15 protein-coding genes and 2 pseudogenes are annotated in these 16921 nt (G+C 69.7%); 7 read left to right on the top strand and 10 right to left on the bottom strand.

Annotated elements, in window-relative coordinates; all coding sequences use genetic code 11:
* Window positions 1–98: 98 nt before the first annotated feature.
* From OG226_RS05350 to OG226_RS05340, 3 genes are read right to left on the bottom strand one after another with little or no spacing between them, the layout of a single operon-like run.
* Window positions 99–1100 (bottom strand): ABC transporter substrate-binding protein, encoded by a 1002-nt coding sequence (locus OG226_RS05350; protein ID WP_328675534.1) that lies wholly within the window; start codon window positions 1098–1100, stop codon window positions 99–101.
* Window positions 1101–1158: 58 nt separating this feature from the next.
* Window positions 1159–2220: an ABC transporter permease gene (locus tag OG226_RS05345; RefSeq protein WP_328675532.1), complete on the bottom strand. Its 1062-nt coding sequence runs from the start codon at window positions 2218–2220 to the stop codon at window positions 1159–1161.
* The gene (locus OG226_RS05340) at window positions 2217–3035 is read right to left on the bottom strand and encodes an ATP-binding cassette domain-containing protein (protein ID WP_328675530.1); all 819 of its coding nucleotides are present in this window, start codon (window positions 3033–3035) and stop codon (window positions 2217–2219) included. Before OG226_RS05340 ends, OG226_RS05345 begins: the two co-directional genes overlap by 4 nt.
* 165 nt (window positions 3036–3200) lie before the next feature.
* On the opposite strand from OG226_RS05340, the gene OG226_RS05335 reads away from it, so the two are divergent.
* A complete protein-coding gene (locus OG226_RS05335; protein WP_329348119.1) occupies window positions 3201–4205 on the top strand; it encodes a LacI family DNA-binding transcriptional regulator in 1005 nt (334 codons plus the stop codon).
* A gap of 34 nt (window positions 4206–4239) precedes the next feature.
* Here the strand turns inward: OG226_RS05335 and OG226_RS05330 are convergent, their stop codons facing one another.
* The gene (locus tag OG226_RS05330; protein ID WP_019056094.1) at window positions 4240–4455 is read right to left on the bottom strand and encodes a DUF4177 domain-containing protein; all 216 of its coding nucleotides are present in this window, start codon (window positions 4453–4455) and stop codon (window positions 4240–4242) included.
* Window positions 4456–4722: 267 nt separating this feature from the next.
* On the opposite strand from OG226_RS05330, the gene OG226_RS05325 reads away from it, so the two are divergent.
* Entirely contained in the window at window positions 4723–5385 is a 663-nt protein-coding gene (locus OG226_RS05325) for a DUF6629 family protein (RefSeq protein ID WP_329348117.1), read from the top strand.
* Here the strand turns inward: OG226_RS05325 and OG226_RS05320 are convergent.
* A pseudogene (locus tag OG226_RS05320) lies at window positions 5354–5885 on the bottom strand (hypothetical protein). The gene OG226_RS05325 and the pseudogene OG226_RS05320 overlap by 32 nt on opposite strands.
* 127 nt (window positions 5886–6012) lie before the next feature.
* Between OG226_RS05320 and OG226_RS05315 the strand changes: the two are divergent.
* Window positions 6013–6279, top strand: coding sequence for a DUF6959 family protein (locus OG226_RS05315; protein ID WP_327399095.1), 267 nt, complete (start codon window positions 6013–6015; stop codon window positions 6277–6279).
* A 25-nt stretch (window positions 6280–6304) separates the two neighbouring features.
* Here the strand turns inward: OG226_RS05315 and OG226_RS05310 are convergent, their stop codons facing one another.
* Window positions 6305–7795 carry an L-fucose/L-arabinose isomerase family protein gene (locus OG226_RS05310; protein ID WP_328675508.1) on the bottom strand — a complete coding sequence of 497 codons (1491 nt, stop codon included), beginning with the start codon at window positions 7793–7795 and terminating at the stop codon, window positions 6305–6307.
* A 58-nt stretch (window positions 7796–7853) separates the two neighbouring features.
* Entirely contained in the window at window positions 7854–9155 is a 1302-nt protein-coding gene (locus OG226_RS05305; protein ID WP_329348115.1) for an MFS transporter, read from the bottom strand.
* A gap of 229 nt (window positions 9156–9384) precedes the next feature.
* Between OG226_RS05305 and OG226_RS05300 the strand changes: the two genes are divergently transcribed.
* Both OG226_RS05300 and OG226_RS05295 read left to right on the top strand, forming a co-directional pair.
* Window positions 9385–9798 (top strand): hypothetical protein, encoded by a 414-nt coding sequence (locus tag OG226_RS05300; RefSeq protein ID WP_329348114.1) that lies wholly within the window; start codon window positions 9385–9387, stop codon window positions 9796–9798.
* Window positions 9725–10563: pseudogene (locus tag OG226_RS05295) on the top strand (glycosyl hydrolase); the annotation flags it as partial. The gene OG226_RS05300 and the pseudogene OG226_RS05295, both read left to right, overlap by 74 nt.
* Here the strand turns inward: OG226_RS05295 and OG226_RS05290 are convergent.
* Window positions 10546–11571 carry a LacI family DNA-binding transcriptional regulator gene (locus OG226_RS05290; protein WP_329348111.1) on the bottom strand — a complete coding sequence of 342 codons (1026 nt, stop codon included), beginning with the start codon at window positions 11569–11571 and terminating at the stop codon, window positions 10546–10548. The pseudogene OG226_RS05295 and the gene OG226_RS05290 overlap by 18 nt on opposite strands.
* Window positions 11572–11728: 157 nt before the next feature.
* Between OG226_RS05290 and OG226_RS05285 the strand changes: the two genes are divergently transcribed.
* On the top strand, window positions 11729–12415 hold the full coding sequence (locus tag OG226_RS05285; protein WP_329348110.1) for a TetR/AcrR family transcriptional regulator: 687 nt from the start codon (window positions 11729–11731) through the stop codon (window positions 12413–12415).
* 51 nt (window positions 12416–12466) lie between these two features.
* On the opposite strand, the gene OG226_RS05280 is transcribed toward OG226_RS05285, so the two are convergent.
* Together OG226_RS05280 and OG226_RS05275 are read right to left on the bottom strand one after the other, a co-directional pair.
* Window positions 12467–14266 (bottom strand): CocE/NonD family hydrolase, encoded by a 1800-nt coding sequence (locus OG226_RS05280; protein WP_329348108.1) that lies wholly within the window; start codon window positions 14264–14266, stop codon window positions 12467–12469.
* Window positions 14267–14312: 46 nt separating this feature from the next.
* Complete coding sequence (locus OG226_RS05275) at window positions 14313–15044, bottom strand: acetate uptake transporter (protein ID WP_329348107.1); 732 nt, start codon at window positions 15042–15044, stop codon at window positions 14313–14315.
* A 585-nt stretch (window positions 15045–15629) separates the two neighbouring features.
* Here OG226_RS05275 and OG226_RS05270 point away from each other — a divergent pair.
* Complete coding sequence (locus tag OG226_RS05270) at window positions 15630–16871, top strand: hypothetical protein (protein ID WP_328675495.1); 1242 nt, start codon at window positions 15630–15632, stop codon at window positions 16869–16871.
* The last annotated feature ends 50 nt before the right edge of the window (window positions 16872–16921 follow it).

Below are 16921 nucleotides of genomic sequence, written 5' to 3'. Positions count from 1 at the left end.
CCCCTTTTTCGATACGACTCGATCCCTCTTCTGGTACGCCGCTGCCGGGCACCCGTGACGCAGGAGGGCACCCGGCAGCGGCGGCGGTGGGACTGTGCTCAGCACCCCGCCTTGTAGAAGTACTTGCTGATCTCGGGCTGGTTCATGTTGGCCTTGGTGATGGCGACCATGTTGGTGCCGATCGACTTCTGGACCGTCTTTCCCTCGAAGGCGTCGGCGAGCTGGTCGACGGCCTCCTTGCCGATCGCCGCCGGGTCCTGCGCGACCAGGACCTGAAGGGTGCCGGCCTTGAGCGAGGCGATCTCGTCCGGCTCGGCGTCGAACGCGGCGACCTGCACCTTCCCCTCCTTGCCCGCCTGCTTGAGACCGGTGGCTATGCCCTGGCCGGTGTTCGTGTTGCCCGCGAAGACACCGCCCAGGTCGGGGTGGGCCGCCAGCGTCGACTGGATCTGGGAGGCCGCGGTGGCCGGCAGGTCGTTGTCGTAGAGCGTGGGCAGCACCTTGATGTTCGGGTACTTCTTCATCTCCTCCGTGAAGCCCTTGATGCGGGCGTCGGTGGTGGAGACGCCGGGCTTGACGCTGATGACGATGGCCGAGCCCTTCTCGTTCATCAGCTTGGCGAGCGCGTCGGCCGCCACCCGGCCGCCCTTCTCGTTGTCGGACGAGATCCGGGTGATGCCGATCGAGGAGTCGGAGACCGTGGTGTCCACCAGCGCGACCTTGGTCCCGGACGACTGGATCTGCTTGAGCGACGGGGTGAGCGCGCTGGTGTCGACCGGCGAGATCAGCAGCCCGTCCGGCCGGGTCGCGGCCACCGAGTCGATGAGCGGGCGCTGCACCGACACGTCCCACTGGGCGGAGCCGTCGGCGCTGAACTCCATGCCCTTGGCCTTGGCCTCGGTCTGTGCCGCGCAGGTCATGGTGATGTAGAAGGGGTCGCTCTTCACACCGGTGATCAGCCGAACCTTCTTGCCGGAGGCCCCTCCTTTCGACCCCGAACTGCCGCTGTCGCTCGACGAACTACAAGCGGCGGCGCCGGTCAGGACCAGCACGGTGCCCGCGGCGACCAGTACTTTGCGCGTGATGCGGATGCTCGACATAAGGGTGTCCTCCTGGGTCATACGAGGGTTGGGGCGAAGGCTGCGGCAGGGGTCGCGGTCATGCGCGCTCCCGGGTCTTCCTGCGCATCTGGTCGATGTAGACGGCGGCGACCAGCACGACACCGACGGCGACGTCCTGCCAGTACTGCTGAACGCCGATGACGATCAGCCCGGTGGTCAGCACCGCGGGGATGAAGACACCGATCACGGTGCCCAGCACCGAACCCCGCCCGCCGAACAGGCTGGTACCGCCCAGGACCACCGCGGTGATCACCTTCAGGTTGTCGGTGGAGTGCCCGGCGATCGACGTCGTGCCGTACGACGCCAGCCACATCACCGCGCCAAGACCGGCGAGGAGGCCCATCAGGCCGTAGACCTTGATCAGGTGGCGGCCCACCGGGATGCCCGCGCGGCGGACCGCGGTCGGGTTGGAGCCGATCGCCAGGGTGTGGCTGCCGAACTTGGTGGCGCCGAGCACCGCGCCGAACAGGGCGGTGACCACCGCGGCGAGGATCACCATCCAGGGGATGCCGAGCAACTTGCCGAATCCCAGGCTGTTCTGGAGGTGCGCCGCGGACGCGCCGGACGGGTCCTGGCCGCCGGTGGCGAGTTCGGCGATGCCGAGCGCCGCGCCCAGTCCGCCCAGGGTCACGATCAGCGGCGGCACCTTCCCGGTCGCCACCACCGCACCCTGCAGCGCGCCCCAACCCGCTCCCACCGCAAGGGCGATGACGACACAGACCGCGACCGTGAACCAGCCGGCGGTGGGGCCGCCGTGGTGGATGTTGTACTCGCCCGCGGCCACCGCCGCGAGCACCAGCACCGAGCCGATCGACAGGTCGATGCCCGCGGTGATGATCACGAACGTCATGCCGACGCCGAGCACCAGATAGATGGCCGCGTTCACGGCGATCTGCGTGATGTCGTACGTGGTGAAGAACTTGCCCGGTGCCGCGATGGTGAAGAACGCGACCAGCGCGACGAGGATCACGAAGGTCCACAACTCGCTGATTCCGGCGGCCCGTCGGAGCCACGGGGGTATCGCGAGGCGTCCGTCGGCGGCCGGGGGCGGCCCCTGTGCCGGGGCGGCCGGCTTGATGTCCTGGCTGTTGGCGCTCATCGCCCGTCCTCCGCTTCCGTCGCGCCGACCGGGCCGTCGTCGCCGTTGTGCACGGGCTCGTCCAGTGATCCGGTCATGGCGCCGACGAGTTTCTCGATCGTGGCGTCGGCCGCGCTGAACGAGGCGACCCGGCGCCCCAGCCGCAGTACTTCGATCCGGTCGGCGACCGACAGCACCTCGGGCATGTTGTGGCTGATGAGGACGACGCAGATGCCCCGGTCGGCGACCCTGCGGACGGTCTCCAGGACCCGGGCGCGCTGCACGACGCCCAGGGCGGCGGTCGGTTCGTCCATGAAGATGACCTTGTTGGCGAAGGCCACCGCGCGTGCCACGGCCACGGACTGCCGTTGCCCTCCTGACAACGTTGTCACAGGAGCCGTCACATCTTTCAGCTCCACGCCCAGTTCACCGAACGCCGCGATGGCCTGCCGGCGCATGGTGGGACGGTCGAGCACGCCCAGTCGGCCGAGCAGGCCTCCGCGTACAAGTTCCCTTCCCAGATAGAGATTTGACGCTGCGTCAAGATCCGGCGCCAGGGAGAGATCCTGGTAGACGGTCTCGACTCCGTGCCGTTGCGCGTCCATCGGCCCCGTGAACCGGACCGGCACCCCGTCCAGGCGCACCTCGCCCTCGTCCGGGGTGAGGACGCCGGAAAGTACGTTCACCAACGTCGACTTGCCGGCGCCGTTGTCACCGATCAGTGCGACGACCTCGCCGGCGTACGCCGTGAAGTCCGCGCCCGAGAGCGCCTGGACATGGCCGAAACGCTTGACCACGCCGTGTGCCGCGAGAAGTGGTTCCCTTGCAGAGGCCATGCTGTGCTTTCTGGTTGGTATCGTTAACAGTTCGTCGATTCTGGGAGGCCCATGAGTGGGCGTCAAGGGTCGGGACGGACAGGGATTCGGGCGGACGCTGTCGGTCCGCCGGTCCGGTCGCGCTGGGCGAGATCTGGAGGACGCGGCGTGGCCAGCCGTCCCAGGATGAAAGACGTAGCCGCGGAAGCGGGCGTGAGCGTGATGACGGTGTCCCGGGTGGTCAACGGCGAGGCGGGCGTGGCTCCCCTCACCGCCGCCCGCGTGGAGGCCGCCGTCCGCAAGCTGGGGTATCAACGCGACGACGTGGCACGGCAGTTACGCCGTACGGACCGATGGAGCCAGACCATCGGACTGATGGTGGACAATGTTGCCGACCCGTTCATGGCCGCCGTCGCCTCGGCCACCGAGGACGTCGCCCACCGGCGCGGCAACATGGTCCTCATCGGCTCCAGCCGCGCCGACCTCCGGCGCGAACGTGAGGTCATCGCGGCCTTCACCGCCCGCAGGGTCGACGGGCTGATTCTCACCCCGGTCGCGGGCGACCACCGCGTTCTGCGCTCGGCGCAGGCCCGGGGCACGAAGATCGTGTGCGTGGACCGGGTGGCGCCCGGACTGGACGTGGACACCGTGGTGGTGGACAACTTCGGCGCGGTACGGCAGGCCGTACGCCATCTGATCGGGCACGGCCACCGCCGCATCTGCTACCTCGGCGACAAGCCGGAGATCTGGACCTTCGGCGAACGGCACCGCGGCTATCTGGCGGCCCTGAACGCCGCCGGCATCGATGCCGATCCGGCGCTCGTGCGGCACGGGCTGGGGTCCGGCGCGGACGCCGCCCGGGCTGTCACCGCTATCCTCTCCGCGCCGGAGCCGCCCACGGCCGTCCTCGCGGGCAACGAGGTCCTCGCGTTCGGCGTGCGGGCCGTGCTGCCCGCCGACGTCGCGTTCATCGCCTTCGACGACTTCGCGCTGGCCGCGCAGCTGACGCCGCCGGTCACGGTCATCGCGCAGGACCCGGTCGCCCTCGCGACGAGCGCCGCGCATCTGCTGTTCGCCCGCATCCACGGGGACACGTCACCGCCGCGCAGGGTCGTCATGCCGACCGAGCTGATCCCGCGCGGGTCGGGGGAGATCCCGGGCCCCGGTAGGCCGTTCACGCATCGGCGCTGAGTCCCGTCCCCCGTCCCGCGTACGGCATCGGTCGTTACGCGCGAGGCCGCTCGAAGGTGAGGAGCAGGCCCTCGACCGCGCCGGGACCTATGCGGCCCTTGACGTCGGCGGCGGTGATGGCCTTGAGGCCCCAGCCGTCCTCGGCGTGCTTGTTGAGGACCTTCTCCAGCTTGTCGCTGTCCAGCGCGTCGCCGATCAGCGACTCCCGGAAGCTGACGACCTTGTACTCGAACGTGTAGGCGTTGCTCATGGCTGCGGTGTCCTCCTGTGCGTGCGCACGGTGTGCGGTGGGCGGGGTCAGCCAATCATGGGGGGACGTTCCCGCGCAGGCCGGGGGTGGCTTCGTGGCAGGGCCGTCAACTGGGCCCGGGGAGCGGTGTGTTGTCCGGTCCGGGCGCCGGAGGCGGGCTCGCGGGTATGTCGTGACCGCGCGCTGCGGCCGTCGTGTCACCCGGGACGCGGCGCGGCGGAGACGTAGCGTGGCGAGGCGTACGCGAACGGATCCCGTGGAGGTGCCATGTGCTGGAGTGCGAAGGCCGACCTCGTGGCGGGCGCGGCGGTCGCCGCCGTAGGAGTGGCCTGTGTGGTCCGGGCGCGCCGGCGGACCGATCTCCCGATGGCGGCACTGCCGTTGCTGCTCGGCGCCCATCAGATCGTGGAGTCGGCGGTGTGGGCCGCCGACGGGGGCAGCGGGCCCGCCACCCTCGCCTGGGCCGTCATCGCCATGCCCCTGCTGGCGGTGTGGGTCCCGGTGGGCGTGTGGTGCGCCGCGCCACGCCGGGCCCGGCCCCGTATCGGCGTGCTCGTCGCGCTCGGCGCGGCGACCGCGGCGGCCCTCGCCCACGCCCTCGCCGTGCACCCCGTGACGGCCGAGATCCGCGGTCACACTCTCGGCTACGTCGTGGACCTTCCCTACGCCCAACTGGTCATCGCCGGCTACCTCGTGGCGACGATCGGCTCGCTGCTCCTGTCCGGTGAGCGCGGACTGGTGGTGCTCGGGATCCTGGTCACGGCCGGCGCGATGGTCTGCTGGACGCTGTGGGAGCTGGAGTTCGTCTCGACGTGGTGCGCGGTCGCCGCGGTGTCCTCGGTGGTCCTGCTCCTCTGGGTGAACGGCCGCGACCGGGAGCCGGGGAGGCGGCCCTACGTCAGTGCGGGGCGCGGCGGGTCCACAGGGTGAGGTCGCTGCTCGTGGCGACGGCGAGGGTCTGACCGGAGGGCGAGAAGCCCGCAGCACGCAGTTCCGAGTAGTCGGTGTCGAGGACGGGCCGCCAGGGCTCTCCGGCCTGCCCCTTGTGGATGCCCTGGCCCGTCGAGAGGACGACCCGGTCGTGCGGCCACTCGGGGCTGACGAGGTCCACGGTCCAGCCGTCGGACGACCCGCCGCGCAGGCCGCCGCCGAAGAGACCGGCGATCCGTACCGGGACGCCCGTGATCGGTCCGAGGCCGGGGCAGACGAGATCCGGGTGGCGGTCGGGCGTGCTTGTTCCGGGATCGGGGTCCCGGTCACGGGCGATCTTCTCACCGGTGAACGCGTCGAACAGGCCGTGACCGTCGGTCGAGACCACCATCGCGAGATCGTGCCCGGTGCCGGGATCGGTGGCGAAAACCGATGCCGAGCAGGCCGCCGACAGAGGTCCTGTTGTCGAGCACCGGCCGCCAGGGTTCGGGCGCGGGCATGACGGGGGCGGCGGGAGTCGAGCCGAATGCGACGGGGGTCCTTTCACGGGTGCCGCTCCGCGATGCCCAAGTTCCGTCGCGCGCCAAGTCGTTGGTGTCGGCCGGGGATGTCGGGTTGGATGGCTCCATGGAGCGCATAGACGCAGAGCTGTTCACTGACGGCGGTAACGACGCCGTGGTCCGGTTGCCAGGCCGCCGGTTGCCCGGTGTGCTCATCCAGGGCGACTCGCTGCACATCCTCCGCGGCGATGTGGCCGAGGTGGTGGAGGCCTGCGAGCGGGGCGACCTGGCCGAGGCGGGGGAGGCGGCGGGGCTGCTGCTGGCGGGCTTCGACGCGCTGCTGAGCCGCTACTCCGTGGCGTTGGAGGAGCACCGGATCAAGTTGCCCTACTGACGGGGTGTCCTTCAGGAGCCCGCGCTCACACCTCCCGGTGCTCGATCCCCAACAGGCTCGCCGCCGCCCGGAAGTCCGCCGTGTGGTGGCCCAGCGCCAGCGACCAGTGGTGGCCTACGCCCGTCGCGCTCCACGCGTCGACCCACTCGCCGGGATCGCGGCCGAGGTCGACGCGACTGGTGGTGTTTCCGATCGCGAGGTGCGGTCCGGGGACGACGGTGCCCTCGGACGTGACGAAGGAGAGGGTGCCGTCGGCGTCCTGGCCGAGACCGAGGAGGGTCACGGGACCGTGCTGGACGTCGAACTCCACGCCGACGCCCCAGCCGCGCTTGCCGTGGTAGACGCCCAGGCCGCGCAGGAGCGGGTCGCGGGCGCTGACCGCGAGGTGGGCGGGCCCGTCGTGGCCCATCTCCACCACGCCGGCCTCGAAGTCGAGGGCCTGGATCTCGGTGAAGGAACCCCCGGCGCCGATGCTCTGGGTCGCCAACTGGGCGAGACTGGTGCGGAGTTCGTACTCGCCGGCGGCCGGCACGCCCCGGGCGGTGAGCAGGGAGGCGCCCAGGATCATGCCGGCGCCGAGCCGTTCGTGGAGTTCGCCGTCGAGTCCTCGGTGGTAGTAGGCGAGGGTGTCGAGGCCGAAGTCCTCGACGAGCCGGTCGAGGGCGACCGACACCGTCGCTCCCCATGCGAAGTCCTCGTCGACCACGCTGTCGTCCACGGCGAAGATCCGCCGGGCGAGTTCCGTGCGCTCACGGGTCTCGGCCTCGCTCACCTGCTCCACCCGGTGCCGTAGGTCGTCGAACTCCAGCACCTCCACGTGCGAGCCGAACGTCGCGGGGAGGAGCGTCAGATCGGTCGACACGTCGAGCATGCCGGGATACAGGTGCCCCATCAGCCCGTGCCGGGCATGCCGGAGCGAGGCGCGTACGTGGGCGGCCCGGATCCACTGCTCGATGCGCCGCCAGGCCGACTCCTGGCGCAGCCAGCCCGACACCGACCGGAAGGGGATGCCGGCCCGCCGGAACACGTTGCCGACCTCGGGCACCGGGCACTGTCCGCAGTAGGCGAGCCAGGCGCCGGTGTCGAAGGAGACGTGGTCCATCCGTTCGGACGGCTGGAGGTCGATGACCAGGACGGGGGTGTGCGAGCGCTGGGCGATCGGCAGCACCATCGACGAGGTCAGATACGTGGTCAGGAACAGCACGATCAAGTCGCAGTCCGCGCGCCGCAGTTGCTCCGCCGCGACCGCACCTTCCTGGGCGTCGGAGATGAAGCCGACGTCGGTCACCTCCGCGTCCATCCGCTGGAAGCGCTCGGCGACGTACGCCGACGACTCCCTCAACTGCGGTAGTAGGTCCGGGAATTGGGGCCAGTAGGCGCCGAGTCCGCCCGCGACGAGCCCGATCCGGGTGCGGCGGCGGGGCGCCGGGGGGAGCAACTCGCGCAGGGCGGCGGCGCGTTCCGCGGTCATGGTCGTGGGTTCGGTGGTCACGGTCGCGGGTTCGGTCGTTGCCATGGGCGGCGTTCCTTCGGGTGTGCGGTGCGTGCTCTTCCTTCCGGTGTCCGACGCGGGATCAGGTCCGGGCCACGCCCAGACCCGGCGCCGGGGCGACGGCGGTCTCGGGGGAGCGCCGGATGAGGACATGGATGACGTACACACCCGCGACCCCGGACGCCGCCATGCAGATCGTGATCAGCCACAGCAGGAGCGACGCGCTGTGGTCCATCAGCGCGGGCGTGACGAACGCGACGCCCGCGAAGACCCCGCGGGACAGGGCGTAGGTGAGGCCCTGGGTGGTGCCGCGGGTGTCCGGCGGCAGCGTGAGCTGCGACCAGACCTTGTAACTGGCCTCCCCGGCAAAGGGGTTGGAGATCTGGTACAGCACGAAGAAGACGAGCATGCCGACCAGGGCGCCCGCCGAGAGGGAGGCGATGCAGAAGGCCACGACCTGCACGACGGTGAAGACGTAGAACAGCCGGTCGCGCCAGGGGGTGTCGGCGACCCGGACGAAGACGAAGGTCAGGACCAGCGCGATCGGCAGGAAGGCCAGGTTGACGCCGGTGGCCAGGCTCTGTGAGGCGCCGCTGACCGTGACCAGGAGGTAGGTGCCGAACTGGCCGAAGGTGTTGGCGCCGATGCCCCAGGTGACGTAGTAGACGAAGGTCGCGACCATCGGCAGCAGCGCGGCGCGGTTCCAGACGTTCTTCAGCTCGATGCCGCGTGGGGCGTCCAGCGCGGCGGCCTCCTCCTGCTGTACCGCCTCGGACGGTTCGGCCAGCTCCAGCCGGGCGCGGAGCAGGAAGGTGACCAGCGCGGCGACGATCAGATGGCCGGTGATGATCCGCGCGCCGACCATGCCGGTGTCCGACAGGACGTAGCCGAGGAAGATGACGACGACGATGCCCAGCACCCACAGGACCTGGGTGAACGACACGAGCCGCGCCCGGCCGTCCAGGGGTGCGGCGTCCGAGACGACGGCCAGGGACGTGGGCAGGTCGGCGCCGGCGGCCAGTCCCGCGACGAGCACGCCGACGAAGAGGACGATGTCGTTCGGGGCGAGGGTGATGACGATCGCGCCCACCGCGTAGCAGACGATGTCCAGGTTGTAGACGCGGCGGCGCCCGAACATGTCGGCGAGCCGGCCGCCGACGAGGGAGCCGACGGCGATGCAGCCGGTGACGATCGCGCTGATCGCCCCGGCCATCCACACGCCCATGTCGTAGTGGTCGCGGTAGATCGCCAGGTTGACGGCGATGCTGACGATGAGCGCGGCGTCGAGGTAGGAGGCCATGCCCGAGAGGGCCGCGACCTTCCACAGGTGCCTCGGGATGGGCGGTTGTTCCGCGTGTTCCGGTGCAGACGAGAATCGGATCATGATGCGGCTCCTCGCGGCTCTGGGCCGGGGTCGCGGTGAATATAGAGTTCAAAAAACGTTCCAACAAGCCTTCTTGCAGGTATCCGAAGGAATTTGGGGCAAGCAGAGCCGGCCTCCTTCCCGAGCTTCGGATCCGGTGCCAACATCGCAGGTGGAGGCCAACAGAGCCGACATAAAACGTTTTTTGATCCGTGAGGGTGACCGAGCCGCACCCGGAAGGACCAACACCGTGATCTCACCCGCGTTGCAGCAGCTTTTCGACGCCCCGCCCCAGGACTTCGGCCCCACCCCGCTGTGGTGGTGGTCCGGCGCCGAGGTCACCCGCGAGCAACTCGCCTGGCAGCTGCGCCGGTTCGCGGACGGCGGCGTCCACAACCTCGTCGTCATCAACCTGGCCCCGGCCGGCCCCGCCTTCGGCGCCCGGACCGACGACCCGCCGTGGTTCGGCGAGGAGTGGTGGGACCGCTTCACCGACACCTGCCGGATCGCCCGGGACATCGGCACCCGCCTGTGGTTCTACGACCAGATCGGCTTCTCCGGCGCCAACGTCCAGAGCGCGGTCACCCGCCGACGCGGTGTTCGTCGACTGCGTGGCCCGCGCGGAGTCGGCCGTGAACTCCCTCGTGAGCGGGGCCGGTTGTGAGGCCGAGACGGGGGAGTGGCGCGGTCGCACCGTCGAACACGAGGACCGGTGGGCAGAGTTGTAGCACTGCTACGCGGCCGTACGACCCCACCCGTTGCCGGACACCGAGTGGCTCACCGGCGCACCGGTGCTCGGCACCGTCGTACTGCCGCTGCGATCCACGGACACCGTCCACGAACGCGCCCAGCGTTTCCGCTGCACCCTGCCGCCGGGCAGCGAATCGCTGGAACTGCCACTGGAGTTGCCCGCGACGGTGCAGGTCGGCGACAGCGCTGAGACACAGCCCGACGGCCCGAGTCTGACACTGGCTCAGCCGCTCCCGGAACCGACGGAGGTCGAGGTCGTCACCGCACCAACGGCCGTACTACGGGGTGGCTCGGCCTGGCGGGGACCGGTGCGCGTCCGCACTGCTCCGGCACAACTGCCTTTGGGTGACTGGCAGTTGCTCGGGTTGGGTGGCTGGAGCGGTGGTGTGACGTACGCGGGGAGGTCGAGGTTCCTGCCGGGCCGGACCCGGTGCTGGGCCTCGGGCGGGTACGCGGCAGCGTGTCGGTCGTCGTCGACGGGGAGTGCCTCGGCGAGGCGTTCTGTCCTCCGTACCGCTTACAACTCCCGGGCACCGCAGGGCGGTTGGTGCGTCTGGAAGTGACCGTGAACAACACCCTGGCCCCGTATTTCGCCGAAGCCACCCCCACCGCCTGGGCCTTCCCGTCCCAGCGCTCGTCGGGGCTGCTGGGGCCGGTGACGCTACGGATTCGGGACTGACGGGGGTCGAGTGGAGTCCCGTAGGACGAGGTTGGGCGCGAACACCCGTGTCTCGTGGGCGTGTTCGGCGCGGGCCTCCACCTCGTCGAGCAGCATTCCCACGGCCGCTCTGCCGAGTTCCTCGACGGGTTGCCGGACTGTCGTCACGGTCGTACCGACGAAGCTGGCGATGTCGAGGTCGCCGTAGCCGACCACCTGAATCTCCTCGGGTATTCGTACGCCTCGCTCGCCGAGGCCTCGGCACAGTCCGGCGGCGAGGAAGTCGTTGGTGCAGAAGACACCGTCGGGCAGGTCGTCGAGAGCGCGGGCGATCTCCAGGCCGTAGGCCATCGTCATCTCGTCGGCGACGACCTGGCGGACCCGTGCCTCGCGGCGGGTGCGTACGGCCTGGCGGGCGCCCTGGTAGCGGTCGGCGCACTGCACGATGCCGCGCTCGCCGTTCACGACGAGGATGTCGCGCGCCCCGCAGTCCAGGAGGTGCCGCACGGCGACCCGGCCGCCGGCGATGTCGTCGACGGAGACGGAACAGCCGTCCTGGGCCGACAGCGCGCGGTCCGCGAGGACCAGTGGGATGCCGCGTTCGCGCAGCCGGGTGAGACGGGTGGGGTCGGCGCCGAGGGGGACCACCACCGCGCCCACGGCCCGCTGCTCGATCAGCATCGTGAAGTAGCCCTGTTCCCGCTCGGGAGCGTCGCCGCTGTCGCAGAGCACGAGGGAGTAGCCGTGGTCGTAGGCCGCGTCGGCGGCACCGCGGGCGATGCGGGAGTAGAAGGAGTTGGCGACGTCGGGCAGGACCAGGCCGATCGAGGACGAGTGGCCGGTGCGCAGGCCCGCGGCTCCCGGATGCGGCACGTAGTCGAGGGCGGCGACCGCGTCGCGGACCCGTTCGGCGGTGCGGGCGTTGACGCGCTCGGGCCGGTTCAGGACGTTCGACACCGTGGAGACCGAGACTCCCGCGGCGGCCGCGACATCCTGAATGCGGGCGGGGCCAACCTGAATGGCGTCCACCCCCTCGCTGTGACAGCCGTGCTACCAGGCACGACGCGGTTCTGATGGGCGGCGTCAGTGTACCCCGATGGTCGTTGCAACGTTTTCCGCCGGGTGCCTTCGAGAGAGGGGTGCGGTGGCCGAACCTGCCTGTGATCACCAGAGTTAACATGAGGTTATGGCTGAGGGTTCCGGGGTTGATACCCCGATGGAGGGCGACCGCCCGCTGAGGCGCGACGCCGCCCTCAACCGGGAGAAGATCCTGCGTGCCGCGCGGGAGGTCTTCGGCCGGCACGGCCTGAAGGTCACGCTCGACGACGTGGCCCGGCACGCGGGGGTCGGGGTCGGGACTGTGTACCGGCGCTTCCCCGACAAAGACACCCTCGTACGGGCCCTGTTCGAGCAGGATCTCGGGATGCGGCAGGCGTCCGCGGAGCGCGCGCTCACGCATCCCGATCCATGGGAGGGGTTCGTGGACTTCCTGACGGAGATGGGGGCCGACCTCGCCGAGAACCGTGGCCTCCAAGAAGTGATCATGCTGGGCAGTCACAGCTCCGAGCCCATGGAGACGATGCGGGGCGGGATGCTCCCCTTCCTGGAGGCTCTGATCCAACGGGCGCAGGAGAGCGGGGACTTGCGTGCGGAGGTCACTCCCTCCGACATCCCCGTCATCGTGCAGATGCTCAGCGCCGCCAGTCAGTTCACCCAGGGCAAGCGGCCCGATGTCTGGCGCCGCTACTTCGAGATCATCCTGAACGGCATCCGGCAGCGTCCCGACAACCTCCCGCTGACGACACCCAGTTTGAGCAACGAGACGGTGGAGCAGGTGATGGGTCTGGTCAGGCCCGCCTCGACACAGGAGTAGCAGGTCTGCCGTACGCGCAGACCTGCCACCCGTGTCTCGCACCCTCGTGGTTCAGGAGGACGGTCCCCAGTCGGTGTCGCTGGGCGTGGCCGAACTCGGCGTCGTCAGAGGCAGGTTGACGAAGGACGCCGCCCGCGGGGAGCGTTCGACGGTGTAGATGCCACCGGCCAGGTTCGCCAGTTCCTGCGGGGTCGGTGCGACGGGGAAGTGGAAGTCGGCCGGGGGCTGGCTGTTGACGCTGATCCGGATCCGGTAACCGGCCGGAATCCTGGTGAAGTTGGACAGCAGGGAGATGTCGTAGCGCGTGGTCCGACCGGGTGTCACCGGGCGCTGTGACGCCTGGGTGAAGGGGTGACTCGGCTTGAGCAGGGTGCCGTTGGCGCCGTACCAGCTCTCCTGGGTGTCCAGGGCGCGTCGGCTGCCCAGCAGGATTCCGTCGGCCTGCTTGGTTGTAGTGCCGTCCGGCGCGACGATGCTCAGCTTGGCCGAGAGTTCGGTCTCCGGGGTCGTCGACCTGGCGTAGAGGGTGACGTCGGTCGGGCCGTTGAGCAGGGCCGCCTTGGTGAGCGGGGCGGTGGTGTAGGTCAGAGTGTCGGCTGTGGTCGCCGTGCTCCAGGAGAGGGTGTCGCTGCCCTCGTCCGTCGGTTCCCCGGGGGTGAGGGAGCCGTTGCCGAGGTAGTAGGTGCGGGCGTCGGAGGACAGGGGCCAGGCGGCGCTGTCGACCCAGGTGTTCGCGCCGTTCTCGAACAGGTGCAAGGGAGTCGATGTGTTCGCCATCCCCGTGGGCGCGTTCTTGAGCCAGGTGTCGAACCACTCCAGGCGGATGCCCTGCAGCGTCGCCTCGTTGACGTGCTCGCCGTGGGTCCAGGGTCCGACGATCGCCTGGTACCGCCCGGTGACGCGGTCGTCCGACGCGATCGGATCGGTCAACGGCCGCTGGTAGTAGGCGTTTTGGGCGGACACATAGGCGCCGAGGTTCCCCCCGGGGAAGAGGTCGTTCCAGCCGGCCTCGGTCAGTGCCGGAATGCCGTTGCCCACGATCTTCGGCACGAGCTTCTTCTGGACGTTCAGGGACTGCCAGTAGGCGTCGTCGTACGAGCGTGAACCGCCCGAGGCCTGCTGGGCGACGGTCACCGACTGCGGGTCGGTGGCGGGGTCGTCCTCGGGGCCGCGCGGCTCGGCCTGGGCGATGCCGGCCACGAAGGGCGTCGGGACACCGCCGTTGCCGGTGAGGTCGTTGTAGAAGTCCGAGTCGGTGCAGAACGGCGTGATGGCCTTCAGCGCGGAGTTCTTGCCCACGGCCGCCGCCGTGAACCACTGGTCGACCCCGAGGTAGGAGCAACCGTCAAGCCCCACCTTGCCGTTGGACCCCGGCAGCGAGTGGGCCGCCCAGTCGACGAGGTCGGCCCCGTCCTTGCCCTGGCGGTCCCCGAACCAGTCGACCTGGCCGCCGGAGTCACCGGTGCCGCGCACCGCGGAGGCCACGTAGATGTAGCCCCGCTGCACGAAGTAGGTGCCGTTGTCGGTGGGGTCGGAGCGCTGGGCGCCGTAGGGGTTCTGGGTCAGGAGCACGGGGAACGGGCCCGCCGCGCGGGCGCCGGTGCTCGGGTCGGTCGGATGGACGACCTCGACGGCGATCTGCACGCCGTCGTCCATGGTGACGGTGGTGTGGACGGGCGCGCTCGCCGCGTAACTCGCCGCAGGTGGGGTCCAGTTGGTTGCGTGCGCGGGGAGCGCGGTGGCTGTCGTCTGGCCTGCGGCCACCAGGAGGAGTACCGCGGAGGCACTGCTCAGTACGGTGACTCTGTGCGGCAGCTTGATCCGGTGGTCTGTTGCCTTGGGCGTTTTCATGCGGCTCCTGGAGACGGGTGGGGGGTTCGTCGTCATGCTGTCCGGGTCAGGCCGTCTGCGCGGCAGCCTGACGGTCGCGGTTCAGGGCGAAGAGCGGGAACACGTCGCGTCCGCGGATGTCGTTGGTCAGCTCCGCCAGGACCAGATAGAAGGCGACGGCGGCCAGCGCGATCTCGACGTAGCCGGCGGTGTGCAGCACCGAATCGCTCGGTACACCCGCGCTCGAAGCGCCCAGGTAGGCGGTCACCAGCAGCACGATCGTCAGCGTCAGCAGGGCGAACGCGCTCACGATCACCGCGTTCGTGCCCAGACTCGCGACGGCGAAGACCAGCGTGACGACCAGCCACGCGATGAGGAAAAGACCCAGCGACTGCATCACCGCGTGTCCGCCCGCGGCCGCCGAGGCCTCCGCCGACGCCCCGCCCGCCTTCGCCGCGGCTGCCGCGGCTCCCGCGATGTGGGGCGCCGCCCAGAACTCGATGACGGTGTAGCCGAGCCAGAACGCCCCGTACGCCGTCAGGAACGCTGCGGCGAACGACGCGCCGGACGCCAACGCGAAGAAGCCCGCGACGAGTTGGACGATCCCGCCGTAGAAGAAGGTCCCCGCCAGCACGATCGTGCCGTCGGCCGCGTCGATGATGCCGGCAGTGTGCAGGCCGAGGATGAGCGAGCACCACGCGAATCCCGCCGCCCCCACGGCTGTCGCGTGACCGATGTGGGAGGTGGTGACTGCCGGGACCGGCGGGCTCTGGGCATCGTGAAGCGACACTTCGGGCATGGTGATCAACCCTTCTGGAATGTCGACAGCGAGGGCGCTCGACCCGGGCCGTCTACCGAATGGTCGGTAGTTTGGGAACGGCCGGTTGGGGCTGTCAAGGGATCGAACCGAAGTGGAGAACGGCCCCGTTGGCGTCCCGGCGGCGACTGTCGGCAGGCCGAGCGCGGCGCGAGGGCGGCTTCAGGGGTGCGCCCCCGGTACACGGATCTCAGGCAACGTCGCTGGTCAGGATGGGTGCCTGGAATCCCGCCCGGAGTGGCCGGACGGGCGGCCGGTGATCATCCGGGAGGGGTGAGTCGAGGGCTCTTTCCGGGCCGAAGAAAGTGGAGATATATTCTCCGAAACGGGGGTGGGGAGTCCCCGGAACGAGGGCGAGGCCCTACTGGGGAGCTGTCCGGCGCAGTGCCTCTCTGGACACCCCGCGGAGATCGACCGGTTGGCCACCGCCCCACGACCGTGACGTCCACGCCGGAGATCAGAATCTTGAGTCGTGCCATGGGCTGCCTCGCCTGGCTGGGTGGGCACCCCAATCACCCTGGGTATGAAGGATTGTGACGTGGTGTCACCTTTGTGCGGGGGTAAGGGATGGAACAGCTCAAAGCACTGGAGCCACAGCGGATCGCGGCTGTCTTCCGGCCGTCCGCACCTGTCGGCATCCGGTGGGCGATGCGCCTGCTGCGTCGGGTGCCGCGGTCGCGCAGAGGGGCGGCTCGCCTGCTGATCCGCCTGCTGTACTCGCCGCTGACGGCCAAGACCAAGATTCTGCTGATCAGCCTGGCCTCCTCCATCACGCTGCTGGGACTGGCCGAGGCAGGCGGCGTGCTGGTGTCGTCGGCCGGCGCGGATGAACGGTGGGCCCTGGGCTACCTGTTCTCCGACAACGCCGAGCCGAGCGGCGTGACCCTGTTCCTGCTTCAGGACCCGGCGGGCCTGATCGTGCTGGCGGTCGTCTTCGTAACCCCGATCTTCTGCTGCCAACAGGTGCAGGCCATCGCCGACTTCGTGCAGATGAACGAGCGCAACGGAGGTGCGGAGAGACTGTCCGCCGAACAGATCGGCCGGCTCAATCGGCTGGTCGACCGGACCAACAAGTGGTTCGACACGCTCGGCCGCCGGGCTGTGTCCGCGGCCATCATGGCGGCCATGGCGATCGGCACGACCTCGCTGTACGCCTTCGTCAACACGCACGGCCTCATGCAGACGTGGAACCCGACCAGGCTCTCCGACTCGGTCTGGCGCTCGGAGGTCTACACCGGCTGGTGGGCCAACCGGCACACCCACCCCGAGCTGGCACTGGCCTTGTGCGCGGCGGGCACGTACGCCTTCTACTTCCTGGCCAAGCAACTCGTCATGGGCGTCGTCTTCACCGTGTACCTGTACCGGTCCGAAGCGATCGGCTTCGGGGTGACCCCGAACATGAAATTCGACAGCGACGGGTTCCAAGGACTGCGCCCCCTGCGGCAGTTCATGCTCTGGACCTACGGCTCCGCCCTGGCCCACTTGATCGGCCTGCTGGTCCTCTTCATGGTCTGGTTGCCGGCGGCGTCATGGATGGTGTTCATCGTGCTGGGGGTGATGGTGGTGGACATGCTGGTGATCGTCTACCCGTCCTCGATCGGCTACCACTCCGCGCTGGCCGTCAAGCAGGCCCACGTCAAACTGCTGTACCAGACCCTCTCCGGTGAGGAGTGCGGCGCGGCGATAGCGGAGGTCTGGACCGGTCCAGTGCTTCCGGTCACGACCCGCAAGGCCATGACCGGAATCGTCGCCTACCTGCTGGTCCCCGCGGTGCCTGCCCTGATTCCGGTGCTGTTCCAGCGGCTCTGATGCCACGGGGACGAAGCCGCTCGGCGTGCGGTGCCGGCCCGGGCTGGGAG

The organism is Streptomyces sp. NBC_01261, from assembly GCF_036226385.1.
Lineage (GTDB): Bacteria > Actinomycetota > Actinomycetes > Streptomycetales > Streptomycetaceae > Streptomyces.
The sequence above is the reverse complement of the archived record's forward strand: the minus strand, read 5'-3'. Positions and strand labels throughout refer to the sequence as shown.

Coding starts and splice junctions, on each gene's coding strand:
- OG226_RS05340 (WP_328675530.1), bottom strand. CDS start 3,035: ATGGCCTCTGCAAGGGAACCACTTCTCGCGGCACACGGCGTGGTCAAG.
- OG226_RS05280 (WP_329348108.1), bottom strand. CDS start 14,266: ATGAAAACGCCCAAGGCAACAGACCACCGGATCAAGCTGCCGCACAGA.
- OG226_RS05330 (WP_019056094.1), bottom strand. CDS start 4,455: ATGAGCAACGCCTACACGTTCGAGTACAAGGTCGTCAGCTTCCGGGAG.
- OG226_RS05325 (WP_329348117.1), top strand. CDS start 4,723: ATGTGCTGGAGTGCGAAGGCCGACCTCGTGGCGGGCGCGGCGGTCGCC.
- OG226_RS05275 (WP_329348107.1), bottom strand. CDS start 15,044: ATGCCCGAAGTGTCGCTTCACGATGCCCAGAGCCCGCCGGTCCCGGCA.
- OG226_RS05305 (WP_329348115.1), bottom strand. CDS start 9,155: ATGATCCGATTCTCGTCTGCACCGGAACACGCGGAACAACCGCCCATC.
- OG226_RS05315 (WP_327399095.1), top strand. CDS start 6,013: ATGGAGCGCATAGACGCAGAGCTGTTCACTGACGGCGGTAACGACGCC.
- OG226_RS05350 (WP_328675534.1), bottom strand. CDS start 1,100: ATGTCGAGCATCCGCATCACGCGCAAAGTACTGGTCGCCGCGGGCACC.
- OG226_RS05285 (WP_329348110.1), top strand. CDS start 11,729: ATGGCTGAGGGTTCCGGGGTTGATACCCCGATGGAGGGCGACCGCCCG.
- OG226_RS05335 (WP_329348119.1), top strand. CDS start 3,201: ATGAAAGACGTAGCCGCGGAAGCGGGCGTGAGCGTGATGACGGTGTCC.
- OG226_RS05345 (WP_328675532.1), bottom strand. CDS start 2,220: ATGAGCGCCAACAGCCAGGACATCAAGCCGGCCGCCCCGGCACAGGGG.
- OG226_RS05310 (WP_328675508.1), bottom strand. CDS start 7,795: ATGGCAACGACCGAACCCGCGACCGTGACCACCGAACCCACGACCATG.
- OG226_RS05270 (WP_328675495.1), top strand. CDS start 15,630: ATGGAACAGCTCAAAGCACTGGAGCCACAGCGGATCGCGGCTGTCTTC.